The sequence below is a fragment of the Rhizobacter sp. P3_C12 genome (assembly GCF_056402735.1).
Map to the genome: position 1 here is coordinate 23,472 of NZ_JBFUGW010000025.1, position 15,901 is coordinate 39,372.

The window sequence follows — 15,901 nt, forward strand, 5'->3', positions numbered from 1 at the left end:
GTCGCCTTCAACCTCCGCCTTTACTCCACCGTCACGCTCTTCGCCAGGTTCCGCGGCTTGTCCACATCCGTCCCGCGCGCACACGCCGTGTGATACGCCAGCAGCTGCAGCGGCACCACGTGCAGGATCGGTGACAGCGCCCCATAGTGCTCCGGCATCCGGATCACATGCAGCCCTTCGCTCGATTCGATGCGCGTGTCCGCATCGGCGAACACGAACAGCTCGCCACCGCGCGCCCGCACTTCCTGCAGGTTGCTCTTCAGCTTCTCCAGCAGCGCGTCGTTCGGCGCGACGGTCACCACCGGCATCTGCGCCGTCACCAGCGCCAGCGGCCCGTGCTTCAGCTCGCCGGCCGGGTAGGCCTCGGCGTGGATGTAGCTGATCTCCTTCAGCTTCAGCGCGCCTTCCAGCGCGATCGGGTAGTGCAGCCCGCGGCCCAGGAACAGCGCGTTCTCCTTGCGTGCGAACTCCTCGCTCCACGCGATCACCTGCGGCTCCAGCGCCAGCACCGCCTGCACCGCCACCGGCAGGTGGCGCAGCGCCTTCAGGTGCTCCTGCTCCTGCGCATCGCTCAGGTGCCCGCGCACCTGCGCCAGCGCCAGCGTCAGCAGGAACAGCCCGACCAGCTGCGTGCTGAACGCCTTCGTCGACGCCACGCCGATCTCGGCGCCGGCGCGCGTGATGTAGGCCAGCTCGCATTCGCGCACCATCGCGCTGGTCGCCACGTTGCACACCGTCAGCGTGTGCTTCATGCCCAGGCTGCGCGCGTGCTTCAGCGCGGCCAGCGTGTCGGCGGTCTCGCCGCTCTGCGTGATCGTCACGACCAGCGTGCGCGGGTTCGGCACGCTGTCGCGGTAGCGGTATTCGCTCGCGATCTCGACGCTGGTCGGGATCTTCGCGATGCTCTCCAGCCAGTACTTCGCGGTCGAGCCGCTGTAGTAGCTGGTGCCGCAGGCGAGGATCAGCACCTGGTCCACGTCCTTGAAGATCTTGTACGCGCCGTCGCCGAACAGCTCCGGCGTGACGCTCTCCACCGCATCGAGCGTGTCGGCGATCGCGCGCGGCTGCTCGAAGATCTCCTTCTGCATGTAGTGCCGGTACGGGCCCAGCTCGGCCGCGCCGGTGTGTGCCTGCACCGTGCGCACCTCGCGCTGCACCACCTTGTAGACACCGTCGGTGGTGCGGCTCGTGATCCACACCTTGCCGAGCTGCAGGTCGACCACGTCGCCTTCTTCCAGGTAGACGATCTGGTCGGTGACGCCGGCCAACGCCATCGCGTCCGAGGCCAGGAAGTGTTCGCCGCTCTCCTTGCTGCCGATGCCGAGCACCAGCGGCGAGCCCTCGCGCGCACCGATCACGCGGTGCGGCTCGTCGCGGCAGAACACCGCGATCGCGAATGCGCCGCGCAGCTGCAGCGTCGCGCGCTGCACCGCATCGAGCAGGTCGCCGTCGTACAGGTGGTCCACCAGGTGCGCGATCACCTCGGTGTCGGTCTGGCTGTCGAACACGTAGCCCTTGGCCTTCAGTTCGGCACGCAGCTCGTCGTGGTTCTCGATGATGCCGTTGTGCACCAGCGCGATCCGCCCGGCGGAGGCCGCCTTGGCCCCCGGCCCGGCCGAGAAGTGCGGGTGCGCGTTGTGCACCACCGGCGCACCGTGCGTGGCCCAGCGCGTGTGGGCGATGCCGGTGCCCGACTGGATCTCGTCGCTGCGCACGTTGGCCTCGAGCTCGGCCACGCGCGAGGTGCTGCGCGCCCGGCGCAGCTGCCCGTTCTGGTGGACGGCCACGCCGCAGGAGTCATAGCCGCGGTATTCCAGGCGCTTCAACCCTTCGATCAGGATCGGAACGATGTTGCGGGTGCTGACGGCGCCGACGATGCCACACATGGGAGTTCTCTCTGGTGAAACTGGGATGGGGCGGATCGTAGGCAGGTTGCCGCGGTGAATGTTTGCGCAAAATAGCGACGAATGAAATAATCTGCCGTCATCCATGAATATGGATGAAATATTTCAAAAGGATTCGTTAGGTGGTTGAATTGGACAGAAAACTGAGCCTGGACCCCACCGACTTGAGGGTGCTGGAGCTGTTGCAGAACGACGCCTCGCTGTCCAACCAGGACCTGGCCGCCGCCGCCCACACCTCGCCGGCCACCTGCCTGCGCCGCGTGAAGCGGCTGGTCGAGGCCGGCGTCATCGAGCGGCGCGTTGCCATCCTGTCGCCCGAGAAACTCGGCGTCGGGCTCACGGTGCTGGCCGAGATCACGCTCGATCGCCAGGGCGCCGAGCACCTCGCGGCCTTCGAGGCGCGCGCGGTGGCCGAGCCGGCGGTGCAGCAGTGCTACCGCGTGTCGCCGGGGCCGGATTTCATGCTGGTGATGCAGGCGCCCGACATGGCGGGCTACCACGCGCTGGTGCAGCGCCTCTTCACGCAGGATGCCAACGTGCGCAACGTGAAGGCCTTCTTCAACGTGCACCGCGCGAAGTTCGAGCCGCGCATCGCGCTGCCGGTCATCGCGTGAGCGCGCGCGCCCAGTTCTGCGCCCAGCGGTCGAGCGGGCCCAGTTCGTCCAGCAGCCCGAGGCCGCGCGCCGTCAGCGCATAGCCCTCGGGGCGCAACTCCAGCAGCTGCGCCGCGCGCAGCTCCTTCACGCGGCTGTTCAGCAGCGTGGGCGACACCCCACCCATGCTCTGCTGCAGCGCGCGGAAGTTCTGCGGCTGCCCGTCGCGCAGCTCCCACAGCAGCCGCAGTGTGCCGCGCCGGCCCAACAGGTCCAGCAAGGCCATGATCGGCCGGCCGCTGGCCGAGCCGCGCACGCGCGTGCCGGGCAGCGGGGCCTTCGGGCGGGGCGATGAAGTCGTCACGTTGGCGACTATGCCATGCCGGCTTCAGTGCCAAGCTCCGTTTGCTACTATTTCTGTAGCAGCAAGGAGATCGTCATGACACCGACCGAAGCTTCCCCGAACCTGGCGGCCCGCATTCCGCCGGTCAGCGCGCCGTACGAGCCTGAAATCGAGGTGCTGCTGCGCCGCATGACGCCGCCCGAAGCCGTTGACGTGCTGCAGCTGTTCCGCGTGTTCGCGCGCCACCCGCTGCTGGCCGAGCGGCTGATGCCGTGGGGCGGCTTCATGCTCGGGCGCCACGCGATGCTGCCGCTGCGCGACCGCGAGGTGGTGATCGACCGCGCCTGCGCGCGCTGCGGCGCCGAGTACGAATGGGGCGTGCACGTCACGGCGTTCGCGAACGCGGCCGGTTTCACGCCGGCGCAGGTGGTGGCGATCGAGCGCGGCCGCGCCGACGATGCCTCGCTGACCGAGCGTGACGCCTTGCTGGTGCGCCTGGTCGATTCGCTGCACGACACGGCCGATGTCGATGACGACCTGTGGGTGCAACTGGCCGCCGTGTGGAGCGAGCCGCAGTTGCTGGAATTGCTGCTGCTCGCCGGCTGGTACCGCGCGATCTCGTACGTCTGCAACGCGGCGCGGGTGCCGCTGGAGCGGTGGCAGGCGCGGTTCGGCGCGCAGCCTAGCGCTTGATGATCACCAGCCCCTTCAGGTAGTCGCCTTCGGGGAAGGTGATCGTCATCGGATGATCCGGCGCCGCGCCGGTGCGCGCATAGACCAGCCCGTCGACCTGCGCATCGAGCCCGGCACCGGCGACGATCTTGTGGAACAGGTCGGGGCTGATGCCGCCCGAGCACGAGAAGGTGAACAGCACGCCGCCCGGCTCCAGCAGCATCAGCGCGAGCCGGTTGATGTCCTTGTAGGCCCGTGAAGCGCGCTCGGCGTGCGACACGGTCGGCGCGAACTTCGGCGGGTCGAGCACGATCGCGTCGAAGCGCCGGCCTTCCTGCAGCATCGCGCGCAGCGTCTGGTTCACGTCGGCGTCCAGCGTCTCGTGCGCTGCATCGTCGAAGCCGTTGCGCAGCACATGCGCGCGGGCGCGCTCGAGCGCCGGGCCGGACGAGTCGACGCTCGTCACCTGCGTCGCGCCGCCGGCGAATGCCGCCACGCTGAAGCCGCCGGTGTAGCTGTAGCAGTTCAGCACGCGCTGCAGGCCGAAGTGCCGCACGGTGTCGGCGAACAGCTTGCGGCTGTCGCGCTGGTCGAGGTAGTAGCCGGTCTTGTGGCCCTCGGCCACGTCGAGGCTCAGCTGCCAGCCGTGCTCGCGGATCGTGACCTCGGTGGCGCCGTCGCCGCGCAGCCAGCCGGTCGACGGCGGCAGGCCCTCGAGCTCGCGCGAGTTCGCATCGCTGCGCTCGTACAGGCGCGTGAGGCCGGTGGCCTTCAGCAGGTGGTCGGCGATCGTCGCCTTCCAGCGCTCGGCGCCGGCCGACAGGAACTGCGCGCTCAGCGTGTCGCCGTAGCGGTCGACGATCAGGCCCGGCAGCCCGTCGGCCTCGCCGTGGATCAGCCGCACGCCGTCGCTCGCGATCGGCAGCCGCGCGCGGATCGCGATCGCCTGCTCGATGCGGCGCAGGAAGAACGCACTGTCGATGCGCTCGTTCTCGTCGAAGCTCCAGGCGCGCACGCGGATCTGCGAATGGGGGCTGCAGGCGGCCCAGGCCAGGAACCTGCCGTCGTGCGCCTGCACGCGCACCGTCTCGCCGAGGTCGGCCTTGCCGCCGGCGATGCTGCCCGCGAACACCCAGGGGTGGCGACGCTGCAGCGAGCGCTCCTTGCCTTCACGCACTGTGATTGTCTTCATGGGCCCGATTGTCGGCGACGCGGCGCACCGCCCCCCGGGATGGGGGAGACATCGACAGGCTAGGGATATCGATCGCCCCAGGCGCCGCCTAACTTGGTTCCAGCGCGCGGTCCGCGCGCCGTTCCACACATCCCCTGGTTGCCAAGGAGGCTCCGCCATGCCCACGCTCAAGAACCTGGCCGTGCTCGACACGTTCATCCTCAAATGGTTTCGCGAATGCACGCCCAAGATCCTGGTCGTCACCGACGGGCTGAACTTCAGTGCCGGCGACGACTTCGGCCTGACCCGCTTCGTCGACGCGCTGCGCACCAGCACCGTCCACGCGATGACGCCGATCGTGCGCACCGCGCTGTACACGCCGGGGGCCGTCGGCGCCGCGACGCTCGACACGACGAGCCAGCACATCAGCAACTTCCAGTTCACCGACGCGGCGCATGGCCTGCTGAAATCGCGCTACGACGTGGTGTTCCTGCTCGCGATCACCACCGAGGGCGGCGCCGGGCTCGCGCAGGAGCCGGGCGCGCAGGCGGCGATCGTCAACTTCATGCAGCAGGGCGGCGGGCTGTTCGCCACCGGCGACCATGAAGACCTGGGCGCCGCGATGTGCATGACGATCCCGCGCGTGCAAGGCATGCGGCGCTGGGCCGCGGCCGACACGCCGAGCGGCGGCGGCATCGACCGGCTGACCACCACCGCGCCCGGCGCCAACGACGTGTTCGAGTTCGCCGACCAGTCCGATGCGTTGCCGCAGCGGCTGTACGTGAACTTCCGCACCAGCTTCGGCGTCGGCGTGGCGCACCCGGTGCTGCAGGTGCCGGGCGCCGCGCCGGCGCGCGCGATCGAGGTGTTCCCCGACCACCCGCACGAAGGCGAATGCCGCGTGCCGGCGGTGCTGACCGGCAAGCTGCCCGACGGCGTCACCGACGAATGGCCGATGGCCACCGGCAGCACGCAGCGCGTCGTGCCGGAGGCGATCGCGCTGACGGTGTCCGAGGGCAATGCGTTCCCGGGCAAGGCGGCGGTCGCGCCGCGCTCGTTCATCCCGGTCTGCGCCTACGACGGGCAGCAGGCCGAGGTGGGCCGCGTCGTCACCGATTCGACCTGGCATCACTTCGTCAACGTCAACCTGGTCGGGCTGGCCGGCCGCAACCTGACCGACGTGCACCAGTACTACCGCAACCTCGCGAGCTGGCTGATGCCCAAGCACGTGCGGCGCTGCTGGCGCTACCCGGTGCTGATCCGTGAGCTGGTGCGCTACCCGCTGTTCGAGGAGATCCGCCTGGAGCCGGTGGAAAAGTTCGACGGCCCGGCGTTGCATGCGCTGGGCGAGAAGGTGGAAGACGCGCTGCAGCGGCGCTTCACGCGGGCCGACGTGGCGGCGATGGTCGACGACGCGCTCGACGAGATGCTGGATGCCCGCTCGCGCAAGCTGCTCGACGGCTTCCACGGCCGCTATGGCGAGGTGTCGTCGCGCGACACCGGCCTCGCGGCGCTCGGTGCGTTGACGCTGGCCACCGGCAACACCGCGCTGCAGCTGCAGGAGAAGGGCGAGGACGTGAAGGACGCGATGGAGCTGTTCGACGAAGCCGCGGCGAAGGCGCTGCGGCTGGGCATCCAGCGCTACCTGGGCGATGCGCGCGAAGGCTTGCGCAAGCTCGATGAAGTGATCGGGGCTGTGTTGAGGTAGGGCTGCGTTCGGTTGTTGGTGCGGAAGGCGCGTGCGGGGAGGCTGTGGTGCGCCGGCCGGTGCGGTCCTCGCCCCWCTCGGGGCGAGGACTTCCCTGCGCTGACTGGTTTCATGGCCCGTCGCCGAAACTCCCGCCACTCACTTCGTTCGTTGTGGTCAGACAGTCGGCGACAGTCAGTTCACGAAGCGTGCTGCGCACGCGGGCCATGAAACCAGCCAGCTCCGGCGCCCCGGCTTTATTGGCGCTCCACAGCCTCCCCGCACACGCCTTCTGCCACCGCCCTGCCTTGTGGGGGATGACAAGCGAACAAATGGGGGTTGAGCCCGGGTTGCACCCGGGGCGTCATGCGTGTCTTCTTCGCATCACACCCCCCGCCCGCGCCTTTGCGCGTGCAGAACGACGCAGGGATTGGCTTGACGGGGAAGACGGAACCTACGTTTTTCGCTTGGCGCGGGGATGCGCGGCGTCGTAGACCTTCGCGAGGTGCTGGAAGTCGAGCTTCGTGTAGACCTGCGTCGTCGAGATGTTGGCGTGGCCCAGCAGCTCCTGCACCGCGCGCAGGTCGCCGCTGGACTGCAGCAGGTGCGATGCGAACGAATGCCGCAGCATGTGCGGGTGCACGTGCGTCGGCAGGCCGGCCTGCAGCGCGCGCCGCTTCAGCCGCGAACGCACCTGGCTGTCGGTCAGGCGCGTGCCACGCCGACTCACGAACAGCGCCGGTTCGCCCGGATCGGCCAGCGTGCCGCGCAGCGCCAGCCATTGCGCGAGCGCCTGCAGCGCCAGCCCGCCCACCGGCACGCTGCGGCGCTTGCGGCCCTTGCCGAGCACCTGCGCCTCGGCCTCGGCGGCATCGACCCAGCCGGCCGCCTCGCTGCTGGCCCGCACGTCCAGCCCCACCAGTTCACCGACGCGCAGCCCGCAGCCGTACAACAGCTCGACGATGCACTGGTCGCGCGCGGCGAGTGCCGGATCGGTGTCGTCGTCCTCGCGCGGCTCGGCCAGCGCCATCGCCTGGTCGACCGGCAGTGCCTTCGGCAGCGGCTTGGCGGCTTTCGGGGCGCGCACGCCATCCACCGGGTTCATCGGCACCACGCCCTCATGGCCGAGCCAGCGGTAGAAGCCGCGCCAGGCCGACAGCACCAGCGCGATGCTGCGCGAGCCCAGCCCCTGCGCATGCAGCTGCGCCGCCCAGCGCCGCACGTGGTGCACCTGGGTGGCACGCAGCGACACCGGCTGCGCCTGCGCGAAGGCCTGCAGCCGCGCGAACGCATCGCGGTACAGCACGAGGCTGCGCGGCGCGAGGCGCCGCTCGGATTCGAGGTGGACGAGGTGACGCTGCAGGTCCGCGTCGAGTGCGGCGGACGGTGCAGTCATCGCGGGGACGGCCTCAGGTCCTCAAGCGATCGGCAGCAGCCGCGACAGCCCGGCGCTCGCGATGTCGCCGATGCGAGACAGGAACTCGGTGCCCATGTCGGCGCTGTAGCGCGTCGGGTCCGGCGAGGCCAGCACCAGCATGCCGAAGACAGGGTCGTCCTGGCGCACGCGCAGCGGGATCAGCGCCAGCGACATCACGGTCGCCACGTCGGCCAGCCACTGCGCCGCCTCGAAGCCGGAATTGACGCCGCAGTACGGCTGCGTGAGGCTGGCCGCGAAGCTGCGGGCGTCTTCGCTGACCGCCTTCGCGAACGGCAGCACATTGAACACGTCGGCCGCGCCCCAGATGCGGATCGCCGACTGCGGAATCATGAACTGGTGCTTCAACTCCGCCACCAGCACGTCGGGCAGGTCGCCGGGGTTGTGCGTCAGCATGATCGCGCGCGTCCAGCGGTGCAGCTTGTCGGCGATCGAGACGTTCTCGGTGCCGTGGCGGATCATCTCGATGATGCGCAGCTCCAGCCCCTTGTTCTTCTCGCGCAGCATTTCCATCTGCCGCTCCTGCAGCGACACGGCGCGCTGCCCGTGCGGGCTGGTCAGCTGGACTGCCGCCAGCAGTTCGGCATGGCGCTCGAAGAAACCCGGCGTGTTGGCCAGGTAGTTCGCGATGTCCTGTTCGGTGATGCCTTGGATGCTCACGGGTGGGCCCTTTACGTCTCTGCCTACAGATGGATCACGCCGTCGAAGACGGTCGTGGCGGGGCCGGTCATCAGCACGGGCTGTTGAAGGTTGCCGGCAGCACCTTGCCATTCGATCGTGAGCCGGCCGCCGCGCGCATCGACATCGACGCGCGCATCCAGCAGGCCCATGCGGATGCCGGCGACCACGGCCGCACAGGCGCCGGTGCCGCAGGCGAGTGTCTCGCCGGCGTCGCGCTCGTGCACCCGCAGCCGGATGTGCGTGCGCGACAGCACCTGCATGAAGCCGGCGTTCACCTTGCGCGGGAAGCGCGCATGCTGCTCGATCAGCGGGCCCTGCGTCGCGACCGGCGCGGTGTCGACATCGGCCACCACCTGCACCGCGTGCGGGTTGCCCATCGACACCGCAGCCACCTCGACGGTGTCGGTGCCCACCGGCAGCGGCCACACCGCGAAGCCGTTCAGCTCGCGCGGCGCCAGGCCGCTGGCATCGAACGGCAGCGCCGGCAGGTCGAACACCGGGGCGCCCATGTCGACGGTGACGCGGCCGTCGTCCTGCATGCGCAGTTCGAGCACCTGACGAATCGTCTCGACGCGGATCGTCGTCTTGTGGCTCAGGTTCTTGTCGTGCACGAAACGCACGAAGCAACGCGCACCGTTGCCGCACTGTTCCACTTCGTCACCGGTGGCGCCGTTGAAGATGCGGTAGCGGAAGTCGATGCCGGGCGTCGTGCTGGCCTCGACCACCAGGATCTGGTCGGCGCCGACGCCGAATCGCCGGTCGCCCAGTGCGCGCAGCTGCGCGGCATCCAGCGCCAGCGGCGCCGTGGTGGCATCGAGCACGACGAAGTCGTTGCCGGCCCCCTGCATCTTCGTGAACTGCACTCTCATGGGCGGGGATTATCGCCGCGCGCCATGACAGCGGGCCGGGCAGGGTCGCCGTTCATCCCGGCCATCTGCCAGCCAGATCCCGGTTTCTCGAAAACATCTGGCCGTCTGCAAAAGGCCTGCACAAAGCGTGGCGAGCATGCCGAGCCATGCCGGAGGCGATCGTCGCGCCGGCTGTACCTCACGGGAGACACGATGGACATGAACACCACCTTTTTCGGCGATGACACCGGCGATGACACCGGCGCCCGCTGCGGGCCGCTGACGCGCGCCCCAGCCGTCCGGCTGAAGCTCACCCGACGATGCAGGGTGCGCAGCGGCAGTCGATCCTGCACGCGGACCTGCACCTGCGGCCGTGCCTTCGCGCCGCCATTGCGCGCCGACAAGCGCTGGCGGCTGGGCGGCGTGCCCTGCCTGATCCTGCGTCGGGAGGCGGTGCCATGCTGAAATTCCTGAAGCGATTTCGCCGCCGGTTCGACGAGCAGGAACCGATGTTCGTCAGCGTGCCCGGCGAACCCGTGCCGCCGCTTGCCCCGACCACGCCGACCACGCCGGCGCGCCAGCCCGATGACGTGTCGCTGCTGGAATGGCTGCGCCTCGTGCTCGGCCACCTGTGCACCGAGGAGCGCCTGCGCCTGCAGCAGCGCGTGGTGAACAGCGTGCAATTCGGCGACGCCGTGCCGCAGGCGGTGCGCCATGCACTGCTGGCCGAAGGCGGGCAGCAGGACGGCCAGTGGGCGATGCTGCTGGTCGGCATCGACGAGATCGACGACGTCGAGCGGCAGGGGCGCGAACTGGCGCGGGCCGCCGGCATTGCGGCGATCTACGGCTGGAACTGGCACGAAGGGCGCAGCCGCACGCCGCGCGCCGCGTTGTTCGAGCTGCACACCTGGCTGCTCGGGTTCGGCTTCTCGCTGCTGCAGATGGACACCGGCCGCCCGGAGCGCGCGATGCTGATGACCGCCGCGGTCGATGCCGAGACCGCGCTCCGGCTGGGCAATGCGCTCGGCGCGCGGCTGGCACTGCCGAGGAGCGACTGAGCGACTGAGTGGGGGCGGGCGGGCGCGGCCGTCAGTACAGCGACGCCTCGCCCGCCGGCCGCGTCTTGAAGCGCTTGTGAACCCACAGGTACTGCGCCGGGTTCTTGCGGATCTCGTCCTCGATCCAGCGGTTCATCGCCGCGGTGTCGGCGACGGGATCGTCGCTCGGGAAGTGCGTGAACGGTTCGCCGAAGCGCACCCGGTAGCCCTGGCCGCCGGGCAGCATCTCGGCGATCACCGGCTGCACCACCATGCCGAGCGCACGCGCCATGCGCGACGGCGCGAGCAGCGTCGCGGCCGGCACCCCGAAGAACGGCACGAACGCGGCATCGCGCGCGCCGAAGTCCATGTCGGGCAGGTTGAAGAAGGCGTGCCCCTTGCGGATCGCGCGTATCAGCGGCAACGCCTTGTCGCTGCGCGGAAAGATCTCCGCATGGTCGCCGAAGCGCATGCGGCCCTTGCGGATCGCCTCGTCCATCACCGGGTTGCTCTGCTGCTGGTACATCGAGCAGGCCGGGTGCCGCTGGAACAGCAGCGTCGCGACGCCCGCCACGTCGAGCCCCATGAAGTGCGGCACCAGCCACATCACCGGCCGCTGGCTGTGCTCGGCGAGCTTCACGTCGCCTTCGACGTGGATGATCCGCTTCAGCTGGTCCATCGGCGCGTACCAGAGCAGGCTGCGCTCGAGGATGCTGCGGCCCAGCCACTGGAAGTGCTCGCGGGCGAGCGCGAACCGCTGCTGCGGGCTCCAGGCGGGGTAGCAGAGCTCCAGGTTGCGCAGCGCGACGCGCCGCCGCGAGCGCGCCAGCGCGAACAGCAGCCGCCCCAGCCCGCGCCCCAGCGCGGCCAGCAGCGGCAGTGGCAGCCAATGCAGCAGCCACATCGTTCCCAGCAGCAAGCGGGTTCCCATCGCGAGTTCTCTATTCTTTTGGCGCGGCGTCCGCCGGATGTTCGCGCGGCGCCTTGTATCGGTTGTAGCCCCACAGGTACTGGCCGGGGCACTGCAGTATCAGCTGTTCCATCGCCCGGTTGACGGCGCTGGCCGCCGCGGTCGGGTCGTCTGGCAGCGTGCCGGGGAATTCGAAGAAGCGCTGCACGTAGCCGGCACCGTGCGGCAGCCGCTCGCCCCAGGTCAGCAGCGGCACGGCACCGGTCTGCTGCGCGAGTCGTGCCGCCAGCGTCATCGTGTAGGCCGGCTTGCCGAAGAAGGGCGCCCACACGCCCATGCCGTCGGGCGGCACCTGGTCGGGCAGCAGGCCGACCATCTCGCCGCGGCGCAATGCGCGGATCATCTGGCGCACGCCCGACAGCGTGGCCGGCACCGCCTGCAGGTGCGGCCGGTCCCGGGCGGTCTCCTCGAGGCGGCGCAGCCAGGCCTGGCGTGCCGGGCGGTAAAGCACCGTGATCGGCTGCTGCGTGCCCCAGCGCTCGGCGATGGCCTGGGCCGTGATCTCGAAGCAGCCCATGTGCGGCGTGAGCAGCAGCACGCCGCGGCCTGCCTCGAGCGCGCGGGCCAGCAGCGCCTCGTCCTCGAAGCGCACCATGCCGAGCACGCTGCGGTCGATCGGCCGCAGCCACAGCTTCGGCAGCTCCATCACCATGCGGCCGGCCGATGCGATCGCCGGGCGCCACGCGGGCCCGTCGAGCCCGGCCTGGGCGGCGTTGTCGATCATGCGGCGCCGGTAGTTGCCGGACAACGCGTAGCCCAGCCAGCCCAGGGCGCTGCCGAGAAGATGCAAAAAGCCCAGCGAAAGCCCGGCAAACCAGCGCAGTAGGGTTGTCATCTGTTTCTATAATCCCGCCATCGCCGAGTTATGAACTACTTGCGGGGCGATTCAAAAATCCTGCTAAAGCGTTCGCCGCTCGAAGAACCCAAGTCCGGCAACGCGTTTTTTCAACCTTGCTGGAGTTTAAGAGTGTCGAACGATTTCCTTTTCACGTCCGAGTCCGTTTCCGAAGGCCACCCCGACAAGGTCGCCGACCAGATCTCCGACGCCATCCTCGACGCGATCTTCAAGCAGGACCCGCGTTCGCGCGTGGCCGCCGAGACGCTGACCAACACCGGCCTGGTCGTGCTGGCCGGCGAGATCACCACCAACGCGCACGTCGACTACATCCAGGTCGCGCGCGACACGATCAAGCGCATCGGCTACGACAACACCGAGTACGGCATCGACTACAAGGGCTGCGCGGTGATGGTCTGCTACGACAAGCAGTCCAACGACATCGCCCAGGGCGTCGACCAGGCGAGCGATGACCACCTGAACACCGGCGCCGGCGACCAGGGCCTGATGTTCGGCTACGCGTGCGACGAGACGCCCGAGCTGATGCCCGCGCCCATCTATTACGCGCACCGCCTGGTCGAGCGCCAGGCCCAGTTGCGCAAGGACGGCCGCCTGCCGTTCCTGCGCCCCGACGCGAAGAGCCAGGTGACGATGCGCTACGTCGACGGCAAGCCGCACAGCATCGACACCGTCGTGCTGTCGACCCAGCACAGCCCGGACCAGAGCGAGACGCCGAAGAAGATGAAGGCCTCGTTCAACGAGGCCATCATCGAGGAGATCATCAAGCCGGTGCTCCCGAAGGAGTGGCTGAAGGACACCAAGTTCCTGATCAACCCGACCGGCCGCTTCGTCATCGGCGGCCCGCAGGGCGATTGCGGCCTGACCGGCCGCAAGATCATCGTCGACACCTACGGCGGCGCCTGCCCGCACGGCGGCGGCGCGTTCTCGGGCAAGGATCCGAGCAAGGTCGACCGCTCGGCCGCCTATGCGGCGCGCTACGTCGCGAAGAACATCGTCGCGGCGGGCCTGGCGCGCCAGTGCCAGATCCAGGTGGCGTACGCGATCGGCGTGGCCCGCCCGATGAACGTGACGGTCTACACCGAAGGCACCGGCGTGATGCCCGACGACAAGCTGGCCGCGCTGGTCAACGAGCACTTCGACCTGCGCCCGAAGGGCATCATCCAGATGCTCGACCTGCTGCGCCCGATCTACGAGAAGACGGCTGCCTACGGCCACTTCGGCCGCGAGGAGCCGGAGTTCTCGTGGGAGAAGACCGACAAAGCCCAAGCGCTGCGGGCAGCGGCGGGGCTGTAGGACCCTGCGAGGCCAGCGGCGCCCGGCGTGAGGTAGTGCGCGCCGCGCCGTCGGCGATCGCTGCCGGCGCTTCAGGCCGCGGCGCGGTCGGCCGATATGCGGGGCGAAGGCGTCGAGATCGGCGTCATCGGTCCTGCCCATGCCTGTCGTTCCTGCCGCTTCCTCCTCCTCGCTGACCGTCCTCGTCGTCGACGACCAGCCCGGCGTGCGCGTCGCGCTCGTCGCGCAGCTCGATGCGCTGGGCCACCGGGTGCTCGAAGCCGGCGACGCGACCTGGGCGCTGGAGCAGTTCCAGCGCCACCAGCCCGATCTGGTGCTGCTCGACGTCGTGATGCCCGGCCATGACGGCTACTGGCTGGCGCGCCAGATGCGCCAGGCCGAGTCCGGCCGCTGGACGCCGATCATCTTCCTGTCCGCGCGCGACCAGGAGCAGGACCTGTGGAAGGGCATCGAGAGCGGCGGCGACGACTACCTGGTGAAGCCGGTGTCGACCGTGGTGCTGGCCGCCAAGCTGCGTGCGATGACCCGGCTGCTGCAGATGCAGGCCCAGCTGATGCAGGTGTCGTCCGAGTTGCGCACCGCGAACCAGCGCCTGCAGCACCTGAGCGAACTCGACGAACTGACCGGCCTGATCAACCGCCGCGGCTTCGACCGCCTGCTGCATGCCGAGATCGGCGCAGCGCGCCGCGAGCAGCAGCCGCTGACGCTGGTGTTCTGCGACCTCGATGCGTTCAAGCCCTACAACGACACGCTCGGCCATGTGCAGGGCGACGATTGCCTGCGCCGCATCGGCGCGCTGCTGCGCGAAGCCTGCCACCGCCCGCGCGACCGCGCGACGCGCTACGGCGGCGAGGAGTTCGCGCTGATCCTGCCGAACACGCCGAAATCCGGTGCGATGACCTTCGCGCGCGCGATCCGCCGCATGCTGGCCGGCGTGGCGCTGCCGCACCCGGCCTCGCCGGTCGGCGCCCTGGTCACGCTGACCGGCGGCATCACCACCTGCATTCCCGACGCCCAGACCACCGCGGAAGGCATGGTGATGCGCGCCGACCAGGCCTTGTACGCCGCGAAGGCGCAGGGGCGGGACCGCTTCTTCAGCTTCGAGATGCAGCTCGACACGGTGGAGCAGCTGGCGCAGTAGCGTCAGCAAACAGTGTCAGCAGTCACCGGCCAGGCGCTTTGCGCGCACGGGCCGATGACGCATCATCCGGCTCCATGCCGATCACGCTCGACCACCTGCGGCGCTACGCCGTCGCCCGCACGCTCTTCAAGCCGACCACGCTGCTGCGCGCGATCCGCCAGCTGGGGTTCCTGCAGGCCGATCCGATCCGCTCGCCGGCGCGCGCACAGGACCTGACGCTGCGCCACCGCGTCAAGGGCTACCGCGCCGGCGAGCTGGAGCGCCGCTACGCGAAGCTGCCGATCGAGGAGGACTGCCTCGTCAACTACGGCTTCCTGCCGCGCGAGCACCTGGCGCTGATGCACCCGCGCGTCGCCACCACGGTGTGGGACCGCGCCACGCAGCGCCGCGCCGCCGACGTGCTGGCCTTCGTGCGCGAGCGCGGCCGCGTGCACCCGCGCGAGGTCGACGATCATTTCGCGCACGGCCGCGTCACCAACTACTGGGGCGGCTCGTCGAACGCGAGCACCCACCTGCTCGACGGCATGCACTATCGCGGCCTGCTGCGCGTCGTGCGGCGCGATGCGGGCATCCGCGTCTACGAGGCGGTCGAGCATCCGCCGGCCGACGACAGCCCCGGCGAGCGGGCGCGCCGCGCCGCCGCGCTGCTGGAATTGATCGTGCGCAAGTACGCGCCGCTGCCGGCGCGCAGCCTGACCCACCTGACCGGGCTGCTGGGCTACGGCGCGCCGCACCTGAAGGCGCAGACGCAGGCCGCGATGAAGCTGGCGCGCGAGCAACTCGCGAGCCTGCAGCTCGATGGCGTCACCTGGTACTGGCCGGCCGACGAGAACCCGGCCTCGCGCCGCCATGCGCCCGACGACGCGGTGCGGCTGCTCGCGCCGTTCGACCCGGTGGTCTGGGACCGCACCCGCTTCGAGCTGCTGTGGGGCTGGGCCTACCGCTTCGAGGCCTACACGCCGGCGCCGAAGCGCAGGTTCGGCTACTACGCGCTGCCGCTGCTGTGGCACGACCGCGTGATCGGCTGGGGCAACCTGTCGCTGGTGGGCGGGCAGTTGAAGCAGCAGCTCGGCTATGTCGACGGCCGCGCGCCGCGCGACCCGGCGTTCAAGGCCGGGCTGGCCGACGAGATCGCGCGCATGCGCGGCTTCCTCGGGGTCGACTGAGGTTCAGCCGCCGGCCTGCAGCGGCCGCTGCCGCGCCGCGAGCGACGCCGCCAGCGCCARCACGCCGGCCGAAGCAGCGAGCCCGGCCCGCAGCCCGCCCGGCC

At 69.8% G+C, this 15,901-nt stretch carries 16 protein-coding genes; 8 read left to right on the plus strand and 8 right to left on the minus strand.

Annotated features, from left to right (window positions below):
* Nucleotides 1-20: 20 nt before the first annotated feature.
* On the minus strand, nucleotides 21-1,886 hold the full coding sequence (gene glmS / locus AC1DXV_RS06700; protein WP_465110597.1) for a glutamine--fructose-6-phosphate transaminase (isomerizing): 1,866 nt from the start codon (nucleotides 1,884-1,886) through the stop codon (nucleotides 21-23).
* Nucleotides 1,887-2,035: 149 nt separating this feature from the next.
* On the opposite strand from glmS, the gene AC1DXV_RS06705 reads away from it, so the two are divergent.
* Complete coding sequence (locus tag AC1DXV_RS06705) at nucleotides 2,036-2,518, plus strand: Lrp/AsnC family transcriptional regulator (RefSeq protein ID WP_477864755.1); 483 nt, start codon at nucleotides 2,036-2,038, stop codon at nucleotides 2,516-2,518.
* Here AC1DXV_RS06705 and AC1DXV_RS06710 read toward each other — a convergent pair.
* Nucleotides 2,508-2,861, minus strand: coding sequence for a winged helix-turn-helix transcriptional regulator (locus AC1DXV_RS06710; RefSeq protein ID WP_477864756.1), 354 nt, complete (start codon nucleotides 2,859-2,861; stop codon nucleotides 2,508-2,510). The two genes, AC1DXV_RS06705 and AC1DXV_RS06710, sit on opposite strands and share 11 nt — an antisense overlap.
* A 75-nt stretch (nucleotides 2,862-2,936) precedes the next feature.
* On the opposite strand from AC1DXV_RS06710, the gene AC1DXV_RS06715 reads away from it, so the two are divergent.
* Nucleotides 2,937-3,533: a carboxymuconolactone decarboxylase family protein gene (locus tag AC1DXV_RS06715; RefSeq protein ID WP_477864757.1), complete on the plus strand. Its 597-nt coding sequence runs from the start codon at nucleotides 2,937-2,939 to the stop codon at nucleotides 3,531-3,533.
* Here the strand turns inward: AC1DXV_RS06715 and AC1DXV_RS06720 are convergent.
* Complete coding sequence (locus AC1DXV_RS06720) at nucleotides 3,523-4,704, minus strand: class I SAM-dependent rRNA methyltransferase (RefSeq protein ID WP_477864758.1); 1,182 nt, start codon at nucleotides 4,702-4,704, stop codon at nucleotides 3,523-3,525. The two genes, AC1DXV_RS06715 and AC1DXV_RS06720, sit on opposite strands and share 11 nt — an antisense overlap.
* Before the next feature lie 157 nt (nucleotides 4,705-4,861).
* Here AC1DXV_RS06720 and AC1DXV_RS06725 point away from each other — a divergent pair, with 157 nt between their 5' ends.
* Nucleotides 4,862-6,391 carry a hypothetical protein gene (locus AC1DXV_RS06725; protein WP_477932960.1) on the plus strand — a complete coding sequence of 510 codons (1,530 nt, stop codon included), beginning with the start codon at nucleotides 4,862-4,864 and terminating at the stop codon, nucleotides 6,389-6,391.
* 433 nt (nucleotides 6,392-6,824) lie between these two features.
* Here AC1DXV_RS06725 and AC1DXV_RS06730 read toward each other — a convergent pair whose 3' ends face one another.
* From AC1DXV_RS06730 to dapF, 3 genes are read right to left on the minus strand one after another with little or no spacing between them, the layout of a single operon-like run.
* Entirely contained in the window at nucleotides 6,825-7,766 is a 942-nt protein-coding gene (locus tag AC1DXV_RS06730; RefSeq protein ID WP_477866034.1) for a tyrosine recombinase XerC, read from the minus strand.
* Between the two features lie 21 nt (nucleotides 7,767-7,787).
* On the minus strand, nucleotides 7,788-8,465 hold the full coding sequence (locus AC1DXV_RS06735; RefSeq protein ID WP_477866035.1) for a DUF484 family protein: 678 nt from the start codon (nucleotides 8,463-8,465) through the stop codon (nucleotides 7,788-7,790).
* Between the two features lie 23 nt (nucleotides 8,466-8,488).
* Nucleotides 8,489-9,355, minus strand: coding sequence for a diaminopimelate epimerase (gene dapF, locus AC1DXV_RS06740; protein WP_477866036.1), 867 nt, complete (start codon nucleotides 9,353-9,355; stop codon nucleotides 8,489-8,491).
* A 192-nt stretch (nucleotides 9,356-9,547) separates the two neighbouring features.
* On the opposite strand from dapF, the gene AC1DXV_RS06745 reads away from it, so the two are divergent.
* Complete coding sequence (locus AC1DXV_RS06745; protein WP_477866037.1) at nucleotides 9,548-9,799, plus strand: hypothetical protein; 252 nt, start codon at nucleotides 9,548-9,550, stop codon at nucleotides 9,797-9,799.
* Nucleotides 9,793-10,392 (plus strand): hypothetical protein, encoded by a 600-nt coding sequence (locus AC1DXV_RS06750; RefSeq protein WP_477866038.1) that lies wholly within the window; start codon nucleotides 9,793-9,795, stop codon nucleotides 10,390-10,392. Before AC1DXV_RS06745 ends, AC1DXV_RS06750 begins: the two co-directional genes overlap by 7 nt.
* 31 nt (nucleotides 10,393-10,423) lie before the next feature.
* On the opposite strand, the gene AC1DXV_RS06755 is transcribed toward AC1DXV_RS06750, so the two are convergent.
* Together AC1DXV_RS06755 and AC1DXV_RS06760 are read right to left on the minus strand one after the other, a co-directional pair.
* On the minus strand, nucleotides 10,424-11,302 hold the full coding sequence (locus AC1DXV_RS06755; protein WP_477866039.1) for a lysophospholipid acyltransferase family protein: 879 nt from the start codon (nucleotides 11,300-11,302) through the stop codon (nucleotides 10,424-10,426).
* Nucleotides 11,303-11,312: 10 nt separating this feature from the next.
* Nucleotides 11,313-12,176 (minus strand): lysophospholipid acyltransferase family protein, encoded by an 864-nt coding sequence (locus AC1DXV_RS06760; protein ID WP_477866040.1) that lies wholly within the window; start codon nucleotides 12,174-12,176, stop codon nucleotides 11,313-11,315.
* Between the two features lie 132 nt (nucleotides 12,177-12,308).
* Between AC1DXV_RS06760 and metK the strand changes: the two genes are divergently transcribed.
* The 3 genes from metK to AC1DXV_RS06775 all read left to right on the plus strand — a co-directional run bounded on the left by metK (nucleotide 12,309) and on the right by AC1DXV_RS06775 (nucleotide 15,797).
* Entirely contained in the window at nucleotides 12,309-13,490 is a 1,182-nt protein-coding gene (metK, locus tag AC1DXV_RS06765) for a methionine adenosyltransferase (RefSeq protein WP_477866041.1), read from the plus strand.
* A gap of 139 nt (nucleotides 13,491-13,629) precedes the next feature.
* Complete coding sequence (locus tag AC1DXV_RS06770; RefSeq protein WP_477932962.1) at nucleotides 13,630-14,631, plus strand: GGDEF domain-containing response regulator; 1,002 nt, start codon at nucleotides 13,630-13,632, stop codon at nucleotides 14,629-14,631.
* Nucleotides 14,632-14,705: 74 nt separating this feature from the next.
* Nucleotides 14,706-15,797 (plus strand): DNA glycosylase AlkZ-like family protein, encoded by a 1,092-nt coding sequence (locus AC1DXV_RS06775; protein WP_477866043.1) that lies wholly within the window; start codon nucleotides 14,706-14,708, stop codon nucleotides 15,795-15,797.
* The last annotated feature ends 104 nt before the right edge of the window (nucleotides 15,798-15,901 follow it).